Consider the following 21,056-nt stretch of genomic DNA (forward strand, 5'->3'; position numbering starts at 1 on the left):
CGAACCGGCAATGCCGACGTCTATCGCTCGGTTGAAGGCTGCGACGTTTCGTGTGCAGATCTGGCGATCATGGCCATGGTCTCGCTAAAAAGTGGCATCAGATATTTCGCCCCTGTCAGGGAGAGATGATCGCCGTCGCGGTAGAGGATGCCGCTTTCGGCGACGGGATGGCATCGTGTCTTGTCGCAGAGCGACACGAACGGATCGACGGTTGAGGATCCCGTTTCCCGAGCAACCTCGGAAAGCATGTCGCGAGCGAGCTTTTGGCGCTGCAGCGTGTAGGTGAGCGGCAAGCTCAGATCCCCGTTTTCCCCCGTCATTTTCGCCCGCGCCAGCGCCTCTGGCACCTTCACGCCCATTTCCGGAACGTCCTGCACGAGGATGACGCGCGTTCCCTGTTTCGTAAACGTCGCGATCGTCGCCTTGAGGCTGTCGCGGACTGGTGCCGACCAGTCGGGAAGAACGAGCGCTTCAGAGGCGTTGAAGAACACGCCCTCCTCCGGCAGTTCGGTGCGGTGGACATATTTCGGCCAGTAGCCGACCATGAAGACGTAAGGAAACCGCTGTTTTTCGATCAGGCTCATGATTGCAGCGTTGGTTTCCACGCATCGCGCGACGATATGATCCGGTCCGAAAACAGCCCCCGGAATGGGCGGGCACGAGGCCCGCCCGACAAAGAGACCCGAGATATCAGCCTTTCGTGCGGCCTCGCCGATGGCCGGCGCGATGGCAGCAGCGTGCGAATCGCCCCAGACGAGAAACTTTGGCGGGCCGGCAGACGGCGAGCCCAAGGGGCAGAGATCTCCATCCCGAATGGACTGCGGATGCAGGCCATCCCCATTGCTGTTCGCAAAGCACTTCGGCGCGAAGAACGGGCTCTGGTCATAGGTTGCCGAATAAACGGCATAGACATCCGCGGGCAGGCGCTGAGGCAGTCCATCATATCGTGTGACGACAAAGCCAAACGCGGCCGCTGCAGCCATGCTGCCCCCCATCAACGACAGGACCAGCCCGCGCGACGTGAAGACGGCGGCGTAGCGGGCAGGCTGCTCGATGAAGCGCCATGACAGGATGGCGCAGACGAAGGACAGAGCGACGACGATGAGGGTGTCGGCCAGCGTCAGACCATGCCCGGTCTCGTACCGGTAGAAGACGATGACCGGCCAGTGCCAGAGATACAGCGAGTAGGAGATGCGGCCGATGAAGACGGCGACGCCATTGGTCAGAAGACGAGCGGGGAACCAGCTTTGCGACCCTGCATGGATGACGAGAGCCGCACCAAGGACGGGAATGGCCGCGAAGGGCCCGGGAAACGGCGTGGAGTCGGAATAGAGAAAGATCGCAGCCAGAATGGCGGCAAGTCCGGCCATGCCGAGCCCCGCCGCCATTCGCGCGCTGTAGTCAGGGCGGGGAGCAAAGGCGAACAGCGCGCCGATCAGCAGTTCCCAGACGCGGAAATGCAGGAGGAAGAAGGCTTTCTCTGGCGAATGTGTGGTCGCCCACAGGCAGGCGACGAACGAGACCAGGATAAGACCGCCCGTGATGTGCAGGATGAACTTGCGGGCGAAGGTGAAGGCGAGAAACAGCGAGATTGGGAACAGAATGTAGAACTGCTCCTCCATGGACAGAGACCATGTGTGCAGCAGCGGCTTCATCTCGGCGGAAATATCGAAATAGCCGCTCTCCTGCCGGAAGAGAACATTGGCCGTGAAAAGCGCGGCCGCGCGCACGCTGTCGCCGAAGTAGCGGAACTCCTCCGGCATCAGCCGGAACCAGGCAATGACGGCCGTGACGGCCATCATCGTGAACAGGGCGGGAATGATCCGCCGGATCCGACGGATGTAGAAGGCGGAGAAGGAGAACGTGCCCGCGACGAGATCGGACAGGATGATCCTTGCCATGAAGTAGCCGGAGAGGACGAAGAACACATCCACCCCGACGAAGCCGCCGCCAAAGACAGACACATCGGCGTGGAAGAGAAGCACGGGCAGGATGGCGAGCGCCCGCAGCCCGTCGAGGTCGGGGCGATAGTCGAGATGCCTGGCACTCATTACACGTTCCGATCCGACCGACGTGGTCATGGTCTTATCCCCCGTCTCGGCGTCTGTGCGCTTCCTGCACAGAACGACGAAAAGAAACCGGCCCTGAACGAGCCCATCGTCATTTCGAGCCGCCCCATAGCCGCCCGGGCGCTTTGCTGTCGATCCCTGCTTACAAAAAACAGCATGACATCCTGATCTGTCCGAGGCGCATCCGTGTCCTATGTTGTGCGAGCATGACGGATGCCGATGGACATTCCCGCAGAGGGAAGAGCGGCAAAATGAGACTTTATCGTGGTGCCCCTGGAACGGCCCGCGACTTCATGGGTGAGGCCAAGATGGATACGGAAGAGCTGCAGGCACTGAGAGAAACCCATCGCCGCTGGCTCACCAAGCTCAAGATCCTCGACAAGCCTTGGCTGGTTCTGGGATCCGCGCCCCATCCGACGCTACCCCCTGACATCGTCGCACACTGCGCCCGCATGGACGTGAACAATGCGGGCAAGACCGCCAACATGCTTGGGCTCCCTGCAGCAGACGTCACCTTCCGCAAGCGCAAGAAGTCCTGGGAGGAACATCCCGACGTGCGCACGCGGGGACTTTTGTGGCTGCACACGCGCCCACTCTGGGTCATGCGACTGAAATTGCTGATGAAACCCAGCGTTCGCTATCACAGCCTCATGCGGGCGACGAAGGAGGAGCGCGAGGCGATCGTCGAGCACATGTGCGGCGGCCTGCCGGGAGATATCGGCGAGACCGGCCATGTCACGAACGGCGTCGCCGCGCTCTGTTACGCGCTCTTCGTGGGCGTTCCCTCGGTAACGCTGGCCGGATTCTCGCTCACGGTCATGGGCCATTCCTATAACGAGAAGGGCAGCACCCGGCGACAGATCGCCGAAGACACCTATGTGCTGTCGAAACTCCGGGAACGCCCCGATGTCTTCACGACGGAACAGGGGCTGTCCGACTCCATCGGCATTCGGCACGTCTACGGCCTTCAGGATATTCTCGAAATACCAAGAGCTGACTGTTCGCGCTCGCTGACTGGAAGGCACTGATGTCGAAACTGACGTAGGGTTGCAGCTTATGCAAGCCGCTGATATCCAATCCAGACGGCCAAAACGAACCATGCCGCCCGGTAGAACCCCAAAAGGGGACCGACGGCATGCATGGGAATACGCCGCAGGATCGCCGGCATCGACCGGACGACACGTCCTGCAGCGTGATGGAAACGCACCTGAGGAATGAGAGAGATATGACCGAAATTGCCAATGTCTTCATCGGTTTCGATACCAAGGAAGTTGCCGCATATCACGTTCTTTGCCAGAGCATTTTGGAGAAGAGCTCCATCCCCGTCGCGTTCACGCCGATCGTGCTGAGCAATGTCAGCAACATCTTCACCCGCGAGCGCAATGCGCTGCAATCCACCGAGTTCTCGTTCTCGCGCTTTCTCGTGCCTTACCTCAGCAACTTCGAGGGCTGGTCGCTCTTTGCCGATTGCGACATGCTGATGCGCACCGACATTGCCAAACTTTGGGAACTGAAGGACGACCGTTACGCAGCCATGTGCGTCAAGCACAACTATGTGCCGAAGGTCGAAACGAAGTTTCTCGGTCAGGTGCAGACGAAATATGAGAAGAAGAACTGGTCGAGCGTCATCCTGTTCAACAACGCCAAGTGCCGCAAACTGGATCTCGACTACGTCAACACGGCCACGGGCCTCGAGCTTCACCAGTTCAAGTGGCTGGAATCCGAGGAGCTGATCGGCGAACTGCCGCCGGCCTGGAACTGGCTGGTCAACGAGTACGAGCACAGCGAAGACGCCTCGCTGGTCCACTTCACCGATGGCGGCCCCTACTTCGAGGAATACAAGAACGACGACTATTCGGAAGAGTGGTTCGCCACGCGCGAGCGCATGCTTCACGTTCAGCAGCGTTGATCTTACTCGATACGGCAGGCTGCCCTTCGCGGCCTGCCGTATCAATGCACCGGCCGCCGGCCGCGATGCATGTCATTTCAGCACCCCCCTTAAAGATGGACCGCGATTGCTGTAGGGAGTGGCGCATGAGCCGCTCGATGGACGTAAGGTCGCAGCGCTGCAGGGTCCGCAAGGGGTCGAGATATGACGTCGAAAGTTTTGGAAGCCAGCGGTGGCGTGAAGCAGATCATCTGCATCAACTGGGGCACGAAGTACGGCCCACCCTTCATCAACCGGCTTTATGCCATGGTGGAGCGCAACATTACCCCGCCCTTCACCTTCACCTGTTTTACCGACAACCGTGAAGGCATCCGCCCGGAGGTCGACTGCGAGGATCTTCCCGAACTCGACGTCGTGATGCCGGTCAACTCGCGTGGAATCTGGCCGAAGGCGCGGCTGTGGAGCAAGACGCTCGGAAATCTCAAGGGCGCCGTGCTGTTCCTCGATCTCGATCTGGTGATCGTGTCGTCCCTCGACGATTTTTTCACGGTTGGGGGACCGGACGATATCGTCATGGCGAAGAACCAGACCACGCCGTTCGAGCGACTGGGACAGACCTCCCTGTTTCGCTATCCCGTCGGCAAGCTGTTGCCTATCCAGGAGAAGTTCCGCGCCAATCCGCAGAAGGTGGCCGATGAATATCGCTACGAACAGCGTTTCGTCACCAAGAACGCGCCCGGCGGCGTTAAATTCTTCCCGAGACGGTGGGTCCTGCATTTTCGCCAGGACTGCCGGCGACCGTTCCCGCTGAATTACGCCCTACCGCCGAAACTGCCGAAGTCGGCCCGTGTCGTGATCTTTCCGCGCGGCCTGCTTCCCCAGCACGCCTTCGAAGGCAAGTATGGCGAGAAGCAACCGGTGATGAAGCCGGCGGCCTATTTCAAGGCGGTTGTGACAGGCAAGATACGCCGTCACACGCTCTTCAGCGACCTGCGGCACTACATCAAGCCCGCCCTCTGGGTCGGCGACCATTGGCGGGAATAGGCATCTCGCGACCGCTTGATTGCTCAGATCTGCCGCTTCACGCTCACGACCGGGCCGCGCGAACCTGGGTTCTGCCGATCTGACAGAGCCTGGGCGACGATCGCCCCGATGCGCTTGGTCTCATTCAGCGGCTCGTAGGTATAGGGTGCCAGCTCTCCCGCGAAGGCCTTGGTCAGCTTCAAGGTCTCGCGAAGGTCGCGATGATAGGTCTCGAATTTCGAGAGCCGCTCGCCGGGAACGGGCGTGAGGTCGAGTGTGTAGACGGGCTTTCCCGTCACCAGCGCCTCGCAGGGCATGGTAATCGAATCTTTCCCGATCAGAAACGCATCCGCAGCGGCCATGAACTCAAGGTAAGGATTATCGCCCGTCCGGTCCCAGACGGCGACGTTGGCAGACCGCAGCCTCAAAGCCGCCTGCAGCGTTTCATCGCTCGATCTTCGGGAGACGGAAATCACGATCTTCCATCCCGCAGCTTCCAGACCGCGCACGGCATCCTGAATCGCCAGATGGCACCGGTCATCATAGACATAAGCGCCGTTGGAGCCGCCAAGAAAGACGGCGGCCACCCGGTCTTGGGGCGCCGCATACTTCGTCCTGCTACCGGCATGTGCCGCCAGTCTTTCGGGTGTGATCTGATGCGGAACACCGACCATCTTGTGCACATGGTCGATGCCATCAAGCTCCGGCACCCAGTCGTGCCGCGACACGAAGACGAGATCGTAGCCATCGACACGCGGGCGCTGCAGGTGCACGGCGAGCGGCCGACCGCCAAAGGCGCTCTTGATGGCGAGCACGGGCTCTTCCGCCCGAAAGCCGCAGGATACCATGAAGGCAGGCTCGCTCTCGCGCACCGAGAAGAGGCGCGGACGAAACCATTTGCGCCAGCCTCGTGGCCGCGTCACGATCTTGACGGCGGGATCGGGATCGATCTCTTTGGCGATGCCGAGGCACTGCGTCAGCGTGCCCGCCTTCTCCTCCGTGACGGCCCAAGCCTTCGGCGCGGGGTGCGAGCTTTGGGGGCTCTCAGGATGCTCGGTCATGCGTCCGCTCCGACCGGATCGCGGACGACCCGAGATCGATCTTGTTCTGTTCGATGAAGGCGACCATGCTGCGGTCCTCGACCACGTCATGCTCGATATAGCGCGCGGTCTCCGCGACCTTGCGGATGTACTTCTCCGTGGTGTCGTCGAACGACCAGCCGCGCGCCACCTTCTCGGAAAGCTCCTCTGCCGACTTCAGGTAATAGTGATTGAGCTGGAGGTACTCGGCCGAGTAGAACGCCTCCGCCTTTCGGTCCCGCACGGAAGAGACGACACCGGCATCGTTGGATGTCCGATCGCCGAACTCTTTCGTGCGGAAGCGGTGCACGCTGACGCCGGTTACGCGCGTGGGATCGACGATACACTTGAAATTGCTGGCATTCGCATCCTCCCGCTCCGGGTGGGCGACCCGCGCTGTATAGCTGAGGCAGACCGGCCCTTTCGGCCGGGCCCGGTGCCCACCATGCCCAAACATGTGCCAGGGCAGGGAAATGTTCGGAAACCCCTTGGCGTGCCGCAATGCGTCTTCCAGCGTGCCATCCCGCCGCGGAAGGAGGAATTCGTCGACATCGATGAAGGCCATCCAGTCGTAGCGCCCGCCGAAGTTAAGCAGCGCATGTGCGAAGGCGATGGCCTGACCGTTCAGCACCACCGACGTACCCTCGTCGCGCATGCGCATGATCCAGGGAACGATCGTCAGGGCCTTCGCGGACAACAGCGAGCGCAGAATGTCCATCGTACCGTCCGTCGAGCCATCATCGTAGATATGAAAGTGCCGAACGCCGATCGCCCTGTGAAAGCGGACCCACTCCTCGATATAAGGTGCCTCGTTCTTGACGCAGGCCATGATGGCGATACCGTGCCGATCGGCCTGCGACACCGGCGGCACGATGACGAGTTCCCGCGTGAAACTCCGTTTGCTCTTCCATCCGAACATATTGTAAGAACCCGATAACAACAGGACCGGGCCGGGCCCGTTCACATGGCCTTACTATCATCCCTGGCCGTGATTCAACAGCGTCCGTTCCGATGAACACGGTTTCACCGGATATCGTCTGAAAGTGGCATATCTTATGGATTTTCCCGGGGATCATGACGTACAGCCGGTGGCCGCAACGACATCGGGCCTGACATCCGAACAGGCGTGGAAAGCGTTCTTCTCCCGGTTTCCGTACATCATCCTTGTCGCCAACAGCGAACAGGTCGATGTCGCCGCGCTCCAGAAAGCCTATCCGGCAGACTCCCTCTTCGTTTTCTTCAACAAGGCTTACAAAGTTCTCCGGCAACCGTTCGCCGGCCATTGCATGCTCGTGTCACGCGCACAGCCGCGTGGCGCGAACATCGTCTACCGCGGAGAGGTCGAGCGGGTTCTCGGGCTCTTTGCGCCTTCGACGTTCTGCGGCATCACCAATATTCGCCTTGCCGATACCGAGACGCCGAACACGCAGGCCGATTACGGTGGGGCTGCCACCGGTCATCTGGATCTGACGGAACTTTGCCGGGAGATCTATCCCCCCGACAAGCTCCCGACCTCCGGCTTCGCACTCGCATACTGGCTTCTGGAACAACGCGTTCCGGTCAAGGTCGTGCTCGCGGGCTTCTCCGCCAAGAGAAGCGAGACATGGCGCGTCGTGGCGGTGCACGACTGGACGTTCGAGCAGGTGTGCCTGAAGGTCTTTGCGCAGGCCGGTAAACTCTCGCTCCATGAGGCCGACCTCACCAATCCCTATGCAAAGCTCGCTGCGCGTTTTCCGGAAATCCCGCCAAGCGATATTTCCTTCACCGTTGCCGATGTTCTCTCGCAACGCCTTGGGAATACCGATGCGCAGGTGGACAAACTCATCTCCCTGACCGGTGTGTTGAAGTCGGCCGACCTTTTCCTGCGCAATCTCCGCCCCAAGTTCCTGAAGAAGCGGTGACGCACCTGTCCGTGGCAAGCAGCATGAAGGCGCTTCGATGACGAACGTAAAAAGGTGGCTCACCCAGACGCGCCAGCGCCTCCACAGGTCGCTAAAGTTCCGGCTGAGCCGCCCCCTGCCGCCGGCCTGCACCCATGTCTTCACGGGTCCCGTCGTCGTCGTCGGGTCCGCGCCGGTCATCCACAAGCCGGATGGTTGGAACGGTGATTTCAGCGTCATCACGATCAACGGGTCACAATCCGCCATTCGCGCCTGGGGGGTGGATGTGCCCGATATCACATTCATGATGTTCAATCAGGTCGAGGGCACGACCACGAACGCCCAGGAGGTCCGCCGTGTGCTGTCGGGGCAGCGGACCCGCAGCCTCTACGTTCTCCTCTGGCGCAAGAACGCGCGGCAGCGGCTGGTGCAGGGCCTGAAGGCTTTCAACTACGGCTATGACGACCTCGTCATCGTCGATCGCTACGAGCGCATGGCACTGCTCAAGCGCATGACCGGGCGCAATAACACGGAAGTGCGGACCGAGGACAAATGCTCGAACGGGCTCAACGCCGTTCTCTTCGCCCTCCACCACGGCGCGCCGCAGGTCATCATCACGGGCATCAACCCGAATTCCACCGGGCACTCCTACAACCAGACCGGTCTCGCCCGCGCGCATGTGCAGATGGACAAGACCATCATCGAGCAGCTGCTCGCGGAAGGACGGCCCCTCTTTACTGCCGATCCGCAGGTGTCGCGCGACCTGAACATCCCGTTGTGGACGGGGGAAACCAAGGCGCCCGCTGTTTCGAAAACCTGACCGGAGGGGGTGCGACAAAAACGCCCCCATACTTGATTGACCGGCTCATCTTTATCCTTTAGCAACAGCGCATCGACCATAGACAGCCAATTGGTCGGGGCGTGGCGGGGGAGTGCATGCGGGAGGAAGACGGCTCGAGCAACCGTTTTTCGAAGGAATTCATACCCATGCGCCTCCTCAGATCAGCCGTATTGACTGCGGCCTTTGTCGCATCCGCCTGGACGGCCCTTTCCGTCGGCACGGCCGGCGCCACCGATTATCCCCTTGTCGTCAAAGACCTTTCCGGCCGCGAAATCACGATCCCGTCCGAGCCGAAGCGCATCGTCGTGCAGGACGGCCGTGATCTCTTCGCGCTGGCGCTGCTCGATCGTGCCGATCCCTTCGCGCGCGTCGTTGCTTGGAACAACATTCTCTCCCGTTCCGACCCGGCATCATGGGCGGTCTTCCAGAAGCAATGGCCGGAAAGCTCGGCAAAGCTGATCGATATGAAATTCGGCGACGAGGGCCAGGTCAACCTCGAACAGGTCGCTGCCACCAAGCCCGACCTGCTTGTGTTCCAGACCCGCGTGCGGCAGGCGCTCGACGATGCGGATCTCTTCAACCGGCTGGCAAAGCTCGGTATTCCGATCATCCTCATCGATACCGAACTTGAACCGACCGTCAACGCTCCGAAGACCGTCGACCTTCTCGGCAAGGTGCTGAACCGCGAGACGGAAGCCAAGGAATTCACCGATTTCTACGCCGAGCGCCTTGCGAAGGTGCAGGCCGGTTTTGCGGGTGCCGAAAAGCCGAAGGTCTTCGTGGAAGCCAAGGCCGGACAGAAGGGTCTCGACTCCTGCTGCTTCACGCATGGCGACGTCTACTGGGGCAAGATCGTCGCGGATGCCGGCGGCATCAACATCGGCACACAACTGGTCAAGGGCCGCACCGGAGACGTGACGACCGAAACACTGATCGCCGAGAAGCCGGATGTCTTCCTGATGACGGGCTCGCCGTTCTCGAACGAGGGTTCGGTATCGCCCGCCTTCGGCCTCAACGCCGACAAGGCGGCCATCGAGACATCGCTTCGCACACTGTCCGAGCGCAAGGGCTTCTCCTACATCAAGGCCGTCGAAGAAAACCGCGTCGTCGGCCTCTACCACCAGCTTTATGCCAGCGCCTGGAACATCTACGCCGTCGAATATCTCGCCAAGGCCTTCTATCCCGAACGCTTCGCCGATCTCGACCCGGATGCGGACCTTGCAACGATCATCGGAAGCTTCACGGGTCTTCCCAAGGGCCTGACGACGGTCTATGGGGCGAAAGCCGCGCCGGCCAAGTAAGCGGCTGCGGAAGACCAACATTGCCGACGGGCCGCCAAGCGGCCCGTCATCACGATAGACGATCCCTGTGTCGATAGACGCACGGATCGAAACGCGGCAGAGAAAGATTTGGCATTACCCCTGACGGAAACCGCAGCGCCGGAGAGCGCCGAGGCCCATTACGGCGCTTCGGTGACGCGACGTGTGCTGATCATCGCCGCGCTCCTCCTCGTGCTCGCCTGCGCCTTCATCGCAGATATCGCCATCGGCTCGGGAACGCTCTCGCTCGCCGACGTTGCGAACGTACTGCTGTCGCCCTCGACGGCGGATGCGAGCAGTCGGTTCGTCGTCTGGGAACTGCGCATGCCGATGACCTTGATGGCGCTGGTAACGGGGATCTCCCTGTCGCTCTCCGGCCTCCTCATGCAGACGATCCTCGACAACCCGCTGGCCGAACCCTTCACGCTCGGCGTCTCTTCAGCCGCGGGTTTCGGTGCGGCACTGTCGCTCGGCTTCTCCGTTTCGCTCACATCCGCCATGCCGTGGATGCCGCCTGAACTGCTGACGGCGGCAAATGCCTTCCTGTTCGGGCTTCTGGCAACAGGCCTCGTCCTTGCGCTCACGCGCGGCGGCACGAGCGTCCAGGCGATCACGCTTCTCGGCATTGCCCTCCACTTCGTCTTTTCCTCGCTCCTGTCGCTTGTCCAGTACATGGCGAGCGTCGATCAGCTGCAGAGCATCGTCTTCTGGCTGATGGGCTCCCTGCAGCGCGCGACCTGGCTAAAGGTGTCGATCGCGGGCGGGCTCTGTGCCATCGCGCTGCCCATCGTTCTTCTCAATGCCTGGGCGCTGACGACCATCCGCTCCTTCGGCGAAGAGGCCATCGTCTTCGGGGTGCGGGTCAGGGCACTGAGGATCGTCATGCTGACCATCTCGGCGCTGCTCGCCGGCGCCGTCACAGCCGTCGTCGGCATTATCGGGTTCATCGGGCTTATCGGCCCGCATGTCGCCAGACTGCTGGTGGGTGAGGATCATCGCTTCACGATCGCCGCAACGGTGGCGGTGGGCGGCGTCTTTGCCGTTCTCGCCTCGCTCGCGACCAAGGTGATCGTGCCGGGCGCGGTGCTGCCGCTCAGCATGGTGACGTCGCTGACCGGTCTGCCCTTCTTCATCTTCCTCGTTCTGCGTCAGTCGCGGAGCCCGAGCGCATGAGCTTCTCTGTCGAAAACTACAGCGTCACCATCGGCGCCCGCCGCGTGGTGCAAGACGTGTCCTTCGACGCCAAGCCCGGCCGTATACTGGCCGTTCTCGGACCGAACGGCGCCGGCAAATCGACATTGCTGAAAGGCTTTTGCAGCATGCGGCGCGGCGACGGCAGTGTTCGCCTCGATCATGCCGACCTCCTCGCCATGCGCCCGATCGATCGGGCGCGACTGGTCGGCTATGTCGCGCAGGATCTGGCCCAACTCGATGTCGCCCTGGATGTGTTTGAGTTGTTGCTTCTCGCCCAGAGCGGGGGACGACGCTCGTGGCGAGCCCCGCCCGAGGCGTTTCGCCGTGCGGAAGAGACGCTGGAGACGCTCGGCCTGTCGCGCTTTGCCCGCTGCCGCCCCAGCCAGCTTTCCGGCGGAGAGCGGCAGATGATCGGTCTCGCGCTTGCGCTCGTGCGCCGCCCGCGCCTGCTTCTGCTCGACGAGCCGACCTCCGCACTCGATCTCTCCAATCAGTTGCAGATCCTCGATGCCGTCGCCGAGCATACGCGCAGCCACGATGTGGTGACGCTCGCTGTCCTCCACGATCTCAATCTCGCCACCCGCTATGCCGATGAGGTTCTCCTGCTGAAGAACGGCCGTGTGCACACATCGGGTACGACGGAAGCGGTCATGGACCCGGCGACGATCTCGGACGTCTATGGCGTCGATTGTTATCCCCTGCCCGTGCCGGGAACGCGGTTCACCGCGCTGTATCCGGTTTCGCGAACGCCGCGGATGCAGCCGACAGCAAAATAGCGCCAATAAGCTTTTCCTCATAGATACGTGTGTCATCTGGCGCTCGCCGATCGTCACCTGCTATGCAGCCGGCGATCCGTCGCGTACCCATGCGCGCTCGATGCCGAAGGGATGTGGCCGATGCCGCAGGGAAAAACATTCGATGCCGGTTTCCGCGCGGAGCTGACGCAGCTCCTGACCTGGCGCCGCGATGTGCGCCAGTTCCGTACCGATCCACTTCCCGCAGGAACGGTCGAGCGCCTTGTCCAAGCGGCCGGTCTCGCACCCTCCGTCGGCCTCAGCCAGCCCTGGCGTTTCGTCTTCGTGGAGGATGTCGGGCGACGGGCAACGGTGCGTCACGTGTTCGAGACCTGCAACGCAACCGCACTTGCGGGCTATTCCGGTGAAAAGGCCGAGCAATATGCAAGATTGAAGCTGGCGGGCCTCGACGACGCGCCCTGCCAGTTCGCTGTCTTTTGCGATCGCTCGGTATTGCAGGGCCATGGGCTGGGGCGCCTTACCATGCCGGAAACGCTCGATTATTCGGTGGTGCTTGCGGTTCACACGCTGTGGCTTGCCGCCCGCGCCGAAGGGCTCGGGCTCGGCTGGCTGTCGATCCTCGATCCGGCCGGCGTCGTAGCCGTGCTCGACGTGCCCGAGAGTTGGCATTTCATCGGCTACTTCTGTCTCGGCTACCCCACCGCCGAGGACGACACACCGGCGCTGGAGCGGGCGGGCTGGGAGCAACGCTGCGACCCGGAAAGTGTGATCGTCAGGCGTTAGGCTGAAAATGCGGGACAGACGTTCGCAACGCGCATTCCCTCTGGCTGCGCGTTGCGATGGTCTCCGTGTGATCAGGCAGCCCGGCGCGAGGCTGGCTGGTACCGCGCCGCGGCGCTCTCTTCGCCCAAATCGAACTGTGCGAGAAGCGTGTTCAGCGCGGCCGCTTCGCCGGCAAGGCCGTGGCTTGCCGCGGTCTGCTCCTCGACCATAGCGGCATTCTGCTGGGTGCCCTGGTCCATGGTGTTGACGGCAGTATTGATCTCCTGAAGTCCGGTCGATTGCTCGCGGCTTGCCGTAACGATCGCTGCGATATGCGCGTTGATCTCCTGCACCTGACCGGCGATCGCCTGAAGCGACTGCCCGGTTTCGCCAACCAGCGACACGCCTGCGCGCACCTGTCCGCTCGAGGTGTTGATCAGCGCCTTGATTTCCTTGGCGGCCTTTGCAGAGCGCTGTGCCAGTTCGCGCACTTCCTGCGCCACCACCGCAAAGCCCTTGCCCGCCTCGCCGGCACGCGCCGCCTCGACGCCTGCGTTGAGGGCAAGCAGGTTCGTCTGGAAGGCGATGTCGTCGATCACGCCGATGATGTTGCCGATCTCGTTGGAGGATGTCTCGATCCCCTGCATGGCGCTGACGGCCTTGCCGACGATCTCGCCGGAGGTTTCCGCACCGGCACGGGCGCGAGCGACGAGCTGGCCGACTTCCTCGGCACGACGCGCACTGTCGCGCACCGTGGTGGTGATTTCTTCCAGCGCGGCCGCGGTTTCCTCGACGGAGGCGGCCTGCTGCTCCGTGCGACGGGCGAGATCGTCCGCGGCATGGCGAATCTCGCTCGCACCGGCATCGATGGCGCGGGCATTGCTGCCCACGGCTCGCATCGCATCATGCAGCTTTGAGACGGCATGGTTGAAGTCGGCGCGGAGCCGGTCGAGATGGAGGACGAAGGGCGTGGAGATGCGATAACCGAGGTCACCGTCCGCAAGCCGGCCGAGCCCTGTGGCAAGCGCCTCGACGGCGTGCTGGATGTCCGCGGTCTCCTGGGCCTTCGTGGCCTCCCGCTCGCGCTGCTCGCGCGCCGATAGCGAACGCCCGCTTTCGGCTTCGGTTTCCAGGCGCGCCCGGTCGATGGCATTGGTGCGGAACACGGCGACGGCAGCAGCCATGGAACCGATCTGGTCGCGGCGCTCCTGTCCCGGAATGTCGGTCTTCAGATCGCCCGATGCCAGCTCTTCCATGGCGCGGGTCATGTCGGTGACCGGACGGATGACGAGGCGGCTGAGAAGGCTCGCCAGGAAGACGATCATGGCGCCGACCGCAAGAAGCGTCGCGATGGTCGCGGCAATGCGGAAATGGTCGATGGCGGAATAAACCTGGTCGGCATCGACGGCAAAGCCGACATACCATTCGACCGTGGGAAGGCCGGCGACGGGCACGAAGCTCACGAGCATCGGCTTGCCGTTCGCTTCCGTCTCCATGATACCGCTGCCGATCGTGGGTGTCGCAGCCGGAAAGGCATCGGCAAGCGTCTTCGTCACCAGCTTGGCATCGGGATGCACGAGGATCTGGCCCGACTTGTTGACGAGGAAGGCGAAACCGCCAGCTCCGGCATCGATCGACTGGATCATCGAGACCAGCGTCTTCAGCGAGAAGTCGCTGCCGGCAACGCCGGTCAGCGCACCGTTCTTCATCACGGGCACAGCCGCACTGATGATCAGATCGCCGGTGGAAGCGTCGAAATAGGGGTCCGTGAGAACATCGCCCTTCGCCTTCACCGCATCCTGATACCAGGGACGCTGGCGCGGATCGTAACCGGCCGGCAGGTTCGTCACCGGCCATGTGGTAAAGGTGCCTGCCTCGTCGCCGATATAGGTGCTCATGAACTCCTTGACGAGAACATCGTTTTTCAGGACGGCGAGAAGAGCGGTCTTATCAGGGGCATTGGCGGCGGCATCGGCCACCATCGCCGTCAGGGTGACGCGGCCGTTCAGCCAGTTCGCCACGCTCTGTGCGGCCTGCTTTCCAGAGAAGGCGATATTCTCTTCGACGGCATGCGTCGTCGTGCTCCGCTGCAGCGTGTCGATGTAGAAGGAGAAGCCGGCAAAGGCGGCGGCAACGACGACCGACGCGGCCACCAGAATGCGCGTCATCAAATTGGATGTCTTGGGCACAGGGTTTTTCCTAGATCGTCGGGCGCAATCGCGAGGTAGGGTTGTCGGCCAGCTGGGCGGCCACCGTTACCTGTCGGCGTGCCGACAGGTAACGGGAGCGTATCGCGGTGAATGTGGAACATGCCGTTTTCGGCGAACGCAGGCACGCGTCATGCGGCCAGACAAGAGACGCGGTTGCTCTTCATCGATGGAAACTACCGGCGCTAGATTAAGTGGCCGTTAAAGTTCCCCTCCATGTTCAAGGGTATCTCAAACGCCATTAGACCTGATGTCTAAGGCAACCTTGGCGCCCACGGGGTTTTGCGGCAGAGGATCCGATATCCGTCCCGCGCGAACGCAAAGACCACAGCTTTGCCGATCCGGGATCCGGCTACGGTGACAATTGCGACAAGCTTCATGTATCGTCTTCTTCTAAGCCTTCGTCTCAGTGTAACCGACAGCGGCGACGCAACGCTGGTGCTGTGAACGCGCGGAACCAAGGCCTGTGCGCAGGGTTTGGCCAACATCATCATCCCCGAGGAGACATGCATATGACCTTCCGCCTTATCGGCATCCTTGCCGTTGGCCTGTCGCTCGCAGCCTGCACAACGGCCTCGACCGCGCTGGAGCCGATCCCCGGCAGCCTGATCTACAACGGCCAGCCGCGGACGAAGCTGACGAAATCGCCCATCGGCTCCACCTTCACGCACCGCTTCCTCGATCCGCGAGGCGACCGCTATCTGGAAACCTACCAGATTCAGGAAGACCGCAGCGTCAAGCTCATCGCCCGGCGCAAGCTCAATATCTTCGTTGGTTTGGGCAACGACCGGGATTACTGAGGCTTAGAAGGTTCCAAAGTCGTCGTCCGAGCGGCGGCATCCGACCCTCAGGCTGGGGCATCGGCGGTCGGCATGACTTCGGACACCTCCGGCCAACTTCAAGCAGACATGGCCGGCTGCGCCCGGGTGATGACCACGGGCACAGATTTGGCAGCCGGCGTGTTGCTCCGCGTGTCCCTATGCGACAGGGACAACAGTCCATTCGTCTCGGGGTAATAGGCTGCACAGCAGCCTTGCGGGACGTCGTAGGCGACGACCTTGAAGCCGCCTGCCCGCCGCTCGATGCCATCGGCGGCGACGGCGGCGAAATCGACGACCGTCCCCTCCGACACCTCGAGCGCCGCCATGTCCTTCTCGTTCATGAAGACCACCATCCGGTCTCCGGATATGCCGCGATACCGGTCGTTGTTGGAATAGATCGTCGTGTTGAACTGGTCGTGGCTGCGCAGCGTCATCAGCTGAAGGTGCGGCCGCTGTGGCGCATCTTCGTTCTGGTCCTTCAGGTCGGGATTAAACAGGAAGTTTGCCTTGCCCGTCGGCGTCGCCCAGCGCCGCTCGCTCGCGCCGTTCGGCAGGCGGAAGCCACCGGGCTTGCCGATGCGGATATTGTAGTCGCGGAACTGCTCGGGAAGCACCGCCTCGATCTTGTCGCGGATGCGGTCGTAATCGCCAACGAGGCCGTCCCAGTCGATCGATGCCCGATCCGCGACGGTGGCCTTGGCAAGGTTCGCGACGATCCAGGGCTCGGAGCGGCAATGCTCGCTCGCCGGCACTAGGCGTCCCGTAGAACCATGCACCATCGAGAAGCTGTCCTCGACCGTCACCGTCTGGGCCACGCCTTGCTGCAGATCGAGTTCGGTCCGGCCGAGCGCCGGGAGGATATAGGCCTGCTTGCCATGGATCAGGTGGCTGCGGTTAAGCTTCGTCGCGATATGCACCGTGAGCCCGATCTCAGGCACCTTCTCCGCGATCCGCTCGATATCCGGGATCGCACGGAAGAAATTGCCGCCGAGCGCCAGAAACGCATCGACGTCGCCGCGAAGGATCGCCTCGCAGCACTCAGCCGTATCGTGACCATGCTCGCGCGGGCTGACGAAGCCGAAGGCTGCGTCCAGTTGCGAGAGAAAATCCTCCGTCGGTGTCTTGTTGATCCCAACCGTGCGGTCGCCCTGAACATTCGAATGTCCGCGAATGGGGCACGCACCCGCGCCGAGACGGCCGATATTTCCGCGCAGGAACAACAGGTTGAGGATCTGCTGCAGGGCATCGCCGCCGTGCTTGTGCTGGGTGATGCCCATGCCCCAGCAGGCGATGACCCGCTCGGCCTTCATATAGATGTCTGCGGCCTGCTCGAGCTGCTCGCGGCGTAGCGCCGTGTAATGCTCGATCTCGTCCCAGCCAAGCTTGCGGATGAAGTCGGCAAAGGCGCCAAAGCCCGCCGTGTGCTCTTCCAGAAACGCGGTATCGAGGATCCGCTTGCCCCCGGACGCGAGCGCCGCATCGTCGGCCGCGATCACCGCCTTGCAGATGCCCTGCATGGCCATGATGTCGCCGCCGGTGCGCAGCTGGAAATAGTTGGAGCTGATCGCCTGGCCCCTGCCCGTCAACATCTCGACCGGACTCTGCGGGTCGGTGAACCGCAGCAGCGCCCGCTCCTTCAGCGGGTTGAAGGTGACGATCGGCACGCCGCGCTTGGCCATGTCGTGCAGATAGGTCATCATCCGCGGGCTGTTCGTGCCGGGGTTCTGGCCGATGATGAAGAGCGCGTCGCAGTGTTCCCAGTCCTCCAGCGTCACCGTGCCCTTGCCGATGCCGATGCTTTCCGGCAGCGCGACCGTCGTCGTCGCGTGGCACATATCCGAGCAATCGGGGAAATTGTTCGTGCCGAGAAGCCGGCCGTGAAGCTGCCAGAGGAAAGCCGCCTCGTTCGAGGCTCGCCCGGATGTGTAGAACTCGACGCGCTTCGGATCGAGGTTGCGCAGCGTGCCCCCGATTTCGGCCAGTGCGACCGACCAGTCCACCGGTTGATAGGTGTCCGTTGCAGCGTCATAGCGCATCGGATGCGTGAGGCGGCCATGCGCCTCCAGCTCATGATCGCTCCAGGCCTTCAGGTCCTCGACCCGGTTTGCCGCGGAGAAATCCGGTCCTGTCCGCTTCTTCGTCGCCTCCCAGGCAACGGCCTTGGCACCGTTTTCGCAATATTCGGCGAAATGCGGCTTTTCCGGATCCGGCCAGGCGCAGCTCGGGCAATCGAAGCCGCCGGGCTTGTTCATCGACAAAAGCGCACGATTGCCCTTCAGGAGAATCTGCTGCTTGCTCAGATGCTGCTCGACCGCATTCAGTGCTCCCCACCCGCCTGCCGGTGGTTGTTGTGGCGCTGCCTTGCGTCCGTCAGCCATCTGTCTCTCCTCATTGTCCGCACGGAGAAATCCCGCCGAACTCTCATCGTCTCATGATGTTCACAGGTGCATAGCCACTTGCGCATATGCAACCTGAAGTCTGGTGCCGCATTTTGCATTCCCTCGCTCGATCGGCAACCGCCAATATTCGAAGGACAAGAGATACCGTCTGTCACATCTGTCATACGCATACCAAGCCTCCGAGATCTTGCTATTCAGATATGCGTTACCGTCGCCGGTGACCGGGAAGTCGCTTCTGCCTGTTGGTACCTCGGCGGACGTTTACTGTTTTTTACTATTCCCTGAGAGTCGGTTAAGCCGCCTGCTGCATGATCCAGCCACGTTGGAAATGGAGCATGACAATGATTGGCCGCTCATCGACGATGACAACCGTGATGAGACCCATTCAGTTCTAAAATTAGAATATCTTATATTTATTATATAGCTTTAAGATCTATTTCCGTAAAAAAGTGCCTTTACAGAATGCTCCGGCTCAGAACGACACGGCTGCGGATCCTGTGGAACAGGCTTATAGATCGCTTGCAGCACACAATGATCTGCCCGGCGTTTCCGCGATCGATCTGGCAATTTTCGTCGCTTCGCGCTCGGTTTCGCGAAAGAATGACGTGAGACTGGGGGTCAAACCCATGTGCCACAGCCCGGGAGTGCTACCGACAGGCTCGCCCGTCAGAGCGGACGTGCCGTAGCCGGTCGCAACGATCACCATGTCCGGCGTCAAGCGGGTCTCATCCTCAAGGATAACAGCGTCGCGTTCAAAGGAGCGTACGCCACGAACGACGGTGATCTGCCCGCTTCGGATCGCGGCCATCGCGCCGTCATCTACGGGAATGGCGATCTTGTCGTTGACGAGCCGTGTGGCGGCATCGTGTGAACCCTTGGGAAAGCCAAGCCGCGACAGATTGCCGAAAGCAAGATGCTGCGTCGCTGCGATCATGCGATCGACGAGCGGCGTCGGTAGCGCCTGCATGAGGGGAGACAGCCGATGGACCGCAAACCGAAACAGCCGCTTTGGAAGAATGGAGGGGCCGCGGCGCACGGAGAACCAGACGGGGCCGGTCTTTACCCGGCTGAGATGATTGAGGACGTCGAAGCCTGAATTTCCGCCACCAACGACAAGGACGGATCGCCCGGCATAGTCCTGAGCGTTCCCGAAATCGGCGGCATGCCGAACGTCGCCATCGTAGTGCTCCAGCCCATCCCATGCGGGAAGCTGCTTCTCCGTGTCACGTCCCACGGCCATGATGACATGCGCCGCGTGAAATTCGCCGGCCTCGGAAACGATCCTGAAAGAACCGCCGTCTTCACGCGTGACGGAGGACACCGTGACACCGTGCCGAATGTCGAAGGCGTGCTCCCGCGCGAACGCCTGCAGGTGTCGCACGACGGCATCGCGCTTCGGAAAGGCCCCGGCTCCCTTGGGGTAACGGGCGCCTGGAAGCGTTGAGAGATCGCGGTGGGTGTTGAGCGTCAATTGCGGGTGACGCCGCTGCCAGGAAACCCCGATCTCAGGCTCCTGCTCCAGGATGATGGCGGAGATCCCATGCTGCCGCATAACGTAGGCCGCCGTCAGGCCCGCCAGCCCCGCGCCGATGATCATCACATCATGGACATTTGTCGACAAAATCAGCTTCTTTCCTACGCTTTTCGAAGTCTAGGGATTGTGCGCGGCGGCGACAAGCTGGCAATGTCCGAAGCGGTTGGGTAAGCGCATATTTGCGAATGGCATGACCACCTTCTTAACCGCCTGATTGCCTTTCCGGAGCCAAGCTGAATGCCAAGCCTACGCAAGTGGATGGACGCGATTCTGGATGCGCGCCTTTCCAAGCTGCCCGCTGCCGACCTCGATGCACAGGCACGACTCGACCTTCTAAGAAAGCACGGCGATTTCTCGCTCGCCTATTCGACCTATGCCCAGCCCGATCTCCGGTATTTCGGTGATGCGGACGGTTACATCGCTTACGCAACCAAGATGGGGCACACTTTCGTGCTCGGCGATCCGGTTGCCGATCCGGCGCGTCGGGCCGACTATATCAGGCGTTTCGTTGCCGCCGCAAACGCACCCTGCTTCGTGCAGACCTCGCGCGAAACCGCGGCCGTCCTCGAAACGCTCGGCTATCGTATCAACCACATGGGCATCGATACCCGCCTGTCACTCGACACACATTCCTTCGCGGGCAAGCGGAACGAGACGATCCGCTATTCCGAGCGGTGGCTCCTGAAGAAGAATTACCGGCTGATCGAGTGCGACGGCAGCATAGCGGACGCGAAGAAGGTGCGGGAGATCTCGTCGAACTGGCGCAGCGGCCGCATTGTCAGCCGCCGGGAGATGCGTTTTCTCAACCGCCCCTTCAGCGTCGAACTCGCCCCGCATATGCGCCGGTTCCTCATCATCGATCCCGCCGGCCATCCGGTTGCCGTGCTCGATTTCGATCCGATCTTCCGGGCGGGCGACGTCGTCGGCTACACCGTCGCGTTCAAGCGCAAACTGACGGGAACGACGCCCCATGCCGAGATCGGCCTGACCAAGTTCGCGACCGACCGCTTTATCGCGGAGGGCCGAGAGGTTGTCACCTTTGGCCTGTCGCCGCTGGCGGCGATCACCGAGAGCGGCTTTCTCGAAAGCCGGATCTGGCGGAACCTGTTCGAACGCGCCTACCGCTCGAAGAGGATCAACGCCCGGATCTTTAACCTGCAAGGCCAAGCCGCCTTCAAGCGGCGCTTCCATGGCGAGGAGATCCCCACCTATATCGGCTTCAAGCGCCGCACGCCGCTCGAAATCCTTGCACTCCTGCGCCTGTTGAAAACGTTGTAGCGTCTCT

Annotated in this window: 17 protein-coding genes; 11 read left to right on the forward strand and 6 right to left on the reverse strand. The window is 61.8% G+C overall.

Annotated features, from left to right (window positions below; translation table 11 throughout):
* Window positions 1-20: 20 nt before the first annotated feature.
* A complete protein-coding gene (locus tag G8E10_RS08725; RefSeq protein ID WP_110801545.1) occupies window positions 21-2,051 on the reverse strand; it encodes an acyltransferase family protein in 2,031 nt (676 codons plus the stop codon).
* Window positions 2,052-2,362: 311 nt separating this feature from the next.
* Between G8E10_RS08725 and G8E10_RS08730 the strand changes: the two genes are divergently transcribed.
* The 3 genes from G8E10_RS08730 to G8E10_RS08740 all read left to right on the forward strand — a co-directional run bounded on the left by G8E10_RS08730 (window position 2,363) and on the right by G8E10_RS08740 (window position 5,001).
* A complete protein-coding gene (locus tag G8E10_RS08730) occupies window positions 2,363-3,097 on the forward strand; it encodes a hypothetical protein (RefSeq protein WP_110801544.1) in 735 nt (244 codons plus the stop codon).
* Between the two features lie 197 nt (window positions 3,098-3,294).
* The gene (locus G8E10_RS08735; RefSeq protein WP_092938116.1) at window positions 3,295-3,978 is read left to right on the forward strand and encodes a glycosyltransferase family protein; all 684 of its coding nucleotides are present in this window, start codon (window positions 3,295-3,297) and stop codon (window positions 3,976-3,978) included.
* A gap of 183 nt (window positions 3,979-4,161) precedes the next feature.
* The gene (locus tag G8E10_RS08740; protein WP_110801543.1) at window positions 4,162-5,001 is read left to right on the forward strand and encodes a glycosyl transferase; all 840 of its coding nucleotides are present in this window, start codon (window positions 4,162-4,164) and stop codon (window positions 4,999-5,001) included.
* Window positions 5,002-5,024: 23 nt separating this feature from the next.
* Here the strand turns inward: G8E10_RS08740 and G8E10_RS08745 are convergent, their stop codons facing one another.
* Both G8E10_RS08745 and G8E10_RS08750 read right to left on the reverse strand, forming a co-directional pair.
* The gene (locus G8E10_RS08745) at window positions 5,025-6,041 is read right to left on the reverse strand and encodes a mitochondrial fission ELM1 family protein (RefSeq protein WP_110801542.1); all 1,017 of its coding nucleotides are present in this window, start codon (window positions 6,039-6,041) and stop codon (window positions 5,025-5,027) included.
* Window positions 6,025-6,978: a glycosyltransferase family 92 protein gene (locus G8E10_RS08750; RefSeq protein WP_110801723.1), complete on the reverse strand. Its 954-nt coding sequence runs from the start codon at window positions 6,976-6,978 to the stop codon at window positions 6,025-6,027. Before G8E10_RS08750 ends, G8E10_RS08745 begins: the two co-directional genes overlap by 17 nt.
* A 136-nt stretch (window positions 6,979-7,114) precedes the next feature.
* Here G8E10_RS08750 and G8E10_RS08755 point away from each other — a divergent pair, with 136 nt between their 5' ends.
* The 6 genes from G8E10_RS08755 (at window position 7,115) to bluB (ending at window position 12,831) form a co-directional block, all read left to right on the forward strand.
* Window positions 7,115-7,960, forward strand: coding sequence for a 3-deoxy-manno-octulosonate cytidylyltransferase (locus tag G8E10_RS08755; protein ID WP_110801541.1), 846 nt, complete (start codon window positions 7,115-7,117; stop codon window positions 7,958-7,960).
* A gap of 37 nt (window positions 7,961-7,997) precedes the next feature.
* Window positions 7,998-8,759: a membrane-anchored protein gene (locus G8E10_RS08760; RefSeq protein WP_110801540.1), complete on the forward strand. Its 762-nt coding sequence runs from the start codon at window positions 7,998-8,000 to the stop codon at window positions 8,757-8,759.
* A 167-nt stretch (window positions 8,760-8,926) separates the two neighbouring features.
* Complete coding sequence (locus G8E10_RS08765) at window positions 8,927-10,081, forward strand: ABC transporter substrate-binding protein (protein ID WP_165910638.1); 1,155 nt, start codon at window positions 8,927-8,929, stop codon at window positions 10,079-10,081.
* A 108-nt stretch (window positions 10,082-10,189) separates the two neighbouring features.
* Window positions 10,190-11,272, forward strand: coding sequence for a FecCD family ABC transporter permease (locus G8E10_RS08770; protein ID WP_245420133.1), 1,083 nt, complete (start codon window positions 10,190-10,192; stop codon window positions 11,270-11,272).
* Entirely contained in the window at window positions 11,269-12,069 is an 801-nt protein-coding gene (locus tag G8E10_RS08775) for an ABC transporter ATP-binding protein (protein ID WP_110801538.1), read from the forward strand. Before G8E10_RS08770 ends, G8E10_RS08775 begins: the two co-directional genes overlap by 4 nt.
* 120 nt (window positions 12,070-12,189) lie before the next feature.
* On the forward strand, window positions 12,190-12,831 hold the full coding sequence (gene bluB / locus G8E10_RS08780) for a 5,6-dimethylbenzimidazole synthase (protein WP_207901502.1): 642 nt from the start codon (window positions 12,190-12,192) through the stop codon (window positions 12,829-12,831).
* A 71-nt stretch (window positions 12,832-12,902) separates the two neighbouring features.
* Here bluB and mcpU read toward each other — a convergent pair whose 3' ends face one another.
* Entirely contained in the window at window positions 12,903-14,999 is a 2,097-nt protein-coding gene (gene mcpU / locus G8E10_RS08785) for a methyl-accepting chemotaxis protein McpU (RefSeq protein WP_110801536.1), read from the reverse strand.
* Window positions 15,000-15,523: 524 nt separating this feature from the next.
* On the opposite strand from mcpU, the gene G8E10_RS08790 reads away from it, so the two are divergent.
* Window positions 15,524-15,817: a hypothetical protein gene (locus G8E10_RS08790; RefSeq protein ID WP_422038566.1), complete on the forward strand. Its 294-nt coding sequence runs from the start codon at window positions 15,524-15,526 to the stop codon at window positions 15,815-15,817.
* A gap of 98 nt (window positions 15,818-15,915) precedes the next feature.
* Here G8E10_RS08790 and G8E10_RS08795 read toward each other — a convergent pair whose 3' ends face one another.
* Together G8E10_RS08795 and G8E10_RS08800 are read right to left on the reverse strand one after the other, a co-directional pair.
* Entirely contained in the window at window positions 15,916-18,216 is a 2,301-nt protein-coding gene (locus G8E10_RS08795; RefSeq protein ID WP_110801534.1) for an FdhF/YdeP family oxidoreductase, read from the reverse strand.
* Between the two features lie 529 nt (window positions 18,217-18,745).
* The gene (locus G8E10_RS08800; protein ID WP_132665003.1) at window positions 18,746-19,858 is read right to left on the reverse strand and encodes a flavin-containing monooxygenase; all 1,113 of its coding nucleotides are present in this window, start codon (window positions 19,856-19,858) and stop codon (window positions 18,746-18,748) included.
* A gap of 150 nt (window positions 19,859-20,008) precedes the next feature.
* On the opposite strand from G8E10_RS08800, the gene G8E10_RS08805 reads away from it, so the two are divergent.
* Window positions 20,009-21,049 (forward strand): phosphatidylglycerol lysyltransferase domain-containing protein, encoded by a 1,041-nt coding sequence (locus G8E10_RS08805; protein ID WP_110801532.1) that lies wholly within the window; start codon window positions 20,009-20,011, stop codon window positions 21,047-21,049.
* Window positions 21,050-21,056 lie beyond the last annotated feature (7 nt).

It is taken from the genome of Ferranicluibacter rubi (genome assembly GCF_011603255.1).
In the GTDB taxonomy this organism is placed as follows: Bacteria; Pseudomonadota; Alphaproteobacteria; order Rhizobiales; family Rhizobiaceae; genus Ferranicluibacter; species Ferranicluibacter rubi.

Coding starts and splice junctions, on each gene's coding strand:
- G8E10_RS08725 (WP_110801545.1), bottom strand. CDS start 2,051: ATGAGTGCCAGGCATCTCGACTATCGCCCCGACCTCGACGGGCTGCGG.
- G8E10_RS08730 (WP_110801544.1), top strand. CDS start 2,363: ATGGGTGAGGCCAAGATGGATACGGAAGAGCTGCAGGCACTGAGAGAA.
- G8E10_RS08735 (WP_092938116.1), top strand. CDS start 3,295: ATGACCGAAATTGCCAATGTCTTCATCGGTTTCGATACCAAGGAAGTT.
- G8E10_RS08740 (WP_110801543.1), top strand. CDS start 4,162: ATGACGTCGAAAGTTTTGGAAGCCAGCGGTGGCGTGAAGCAGATCATC.
- G8E10_RS08745 (WP_110801542.1), bottom strand. CDS start 6,041: ATGACCGAGCATCCTGAGAGCCCCCAAAGCTCGCACCCCGCGCCGAAG.
- G8E10_RS08750 (WP_110801723.1), bottom strand. CDS start 6,978: ATGTTCGGATGGAAGAGCAAACGGAGTTTCACGCGGGAACTCGTCATC.
- G8E10_RS08755 (WP_110801541.1), top strand. CDS start 7,115: ATGGATTTTCCCGGGGATCATGACGTACAGCCGGTGGCCGCAACGACA.
- G8E10_RS08760 (WP_110801540.1), top strand. CDS start 7,998: ATGACGAACGTAAAAAGGTGGCTCACCCAGACGCGCCAGCGCCTCCAC.
- G8E10_RS08765 (WP_165910638.1), top strand. CDS start 8,927: ATGCGCCTCCTCAGATCAGCCGTATTGACTGCGGCCTTTGTCGCATCC.
- G8E10_RS08775 (WP_110801538.1), top strand. CDS start 11,269: ATGAGCTTCTCTGTCGAAAACTACAGCGTCACCATCGGCGCCCGCCGC.
- bluB (WP_207901502.1), top strand. CDS start 12,190: ATGCCGCAGGGAAAAACATTCGATGCCGGTTTCCGCGCGGAGCTGACG.
- G8E10_RS08790 (WP_422038566.1), top strand. CDS start 15,524: ATGCATATGACCTTCCGCCTTATCGGCATCCTTGCCGTTGGCCTGTCG.
- G8E10_RS08795 (WP_110801534.1), bottom strand. CDS start 18,216: ATGGCTGACGGACGCAAGGCAGCGCCACAACAACCACCGGCAGGCGGG.
- G8E10_RS08805 (WP_110801532.1), top strand. CDS start 20,009: ATGCCAAGCCTACGCAAGTGGATGGACGCGATTCTGGATGCGCGCCTT.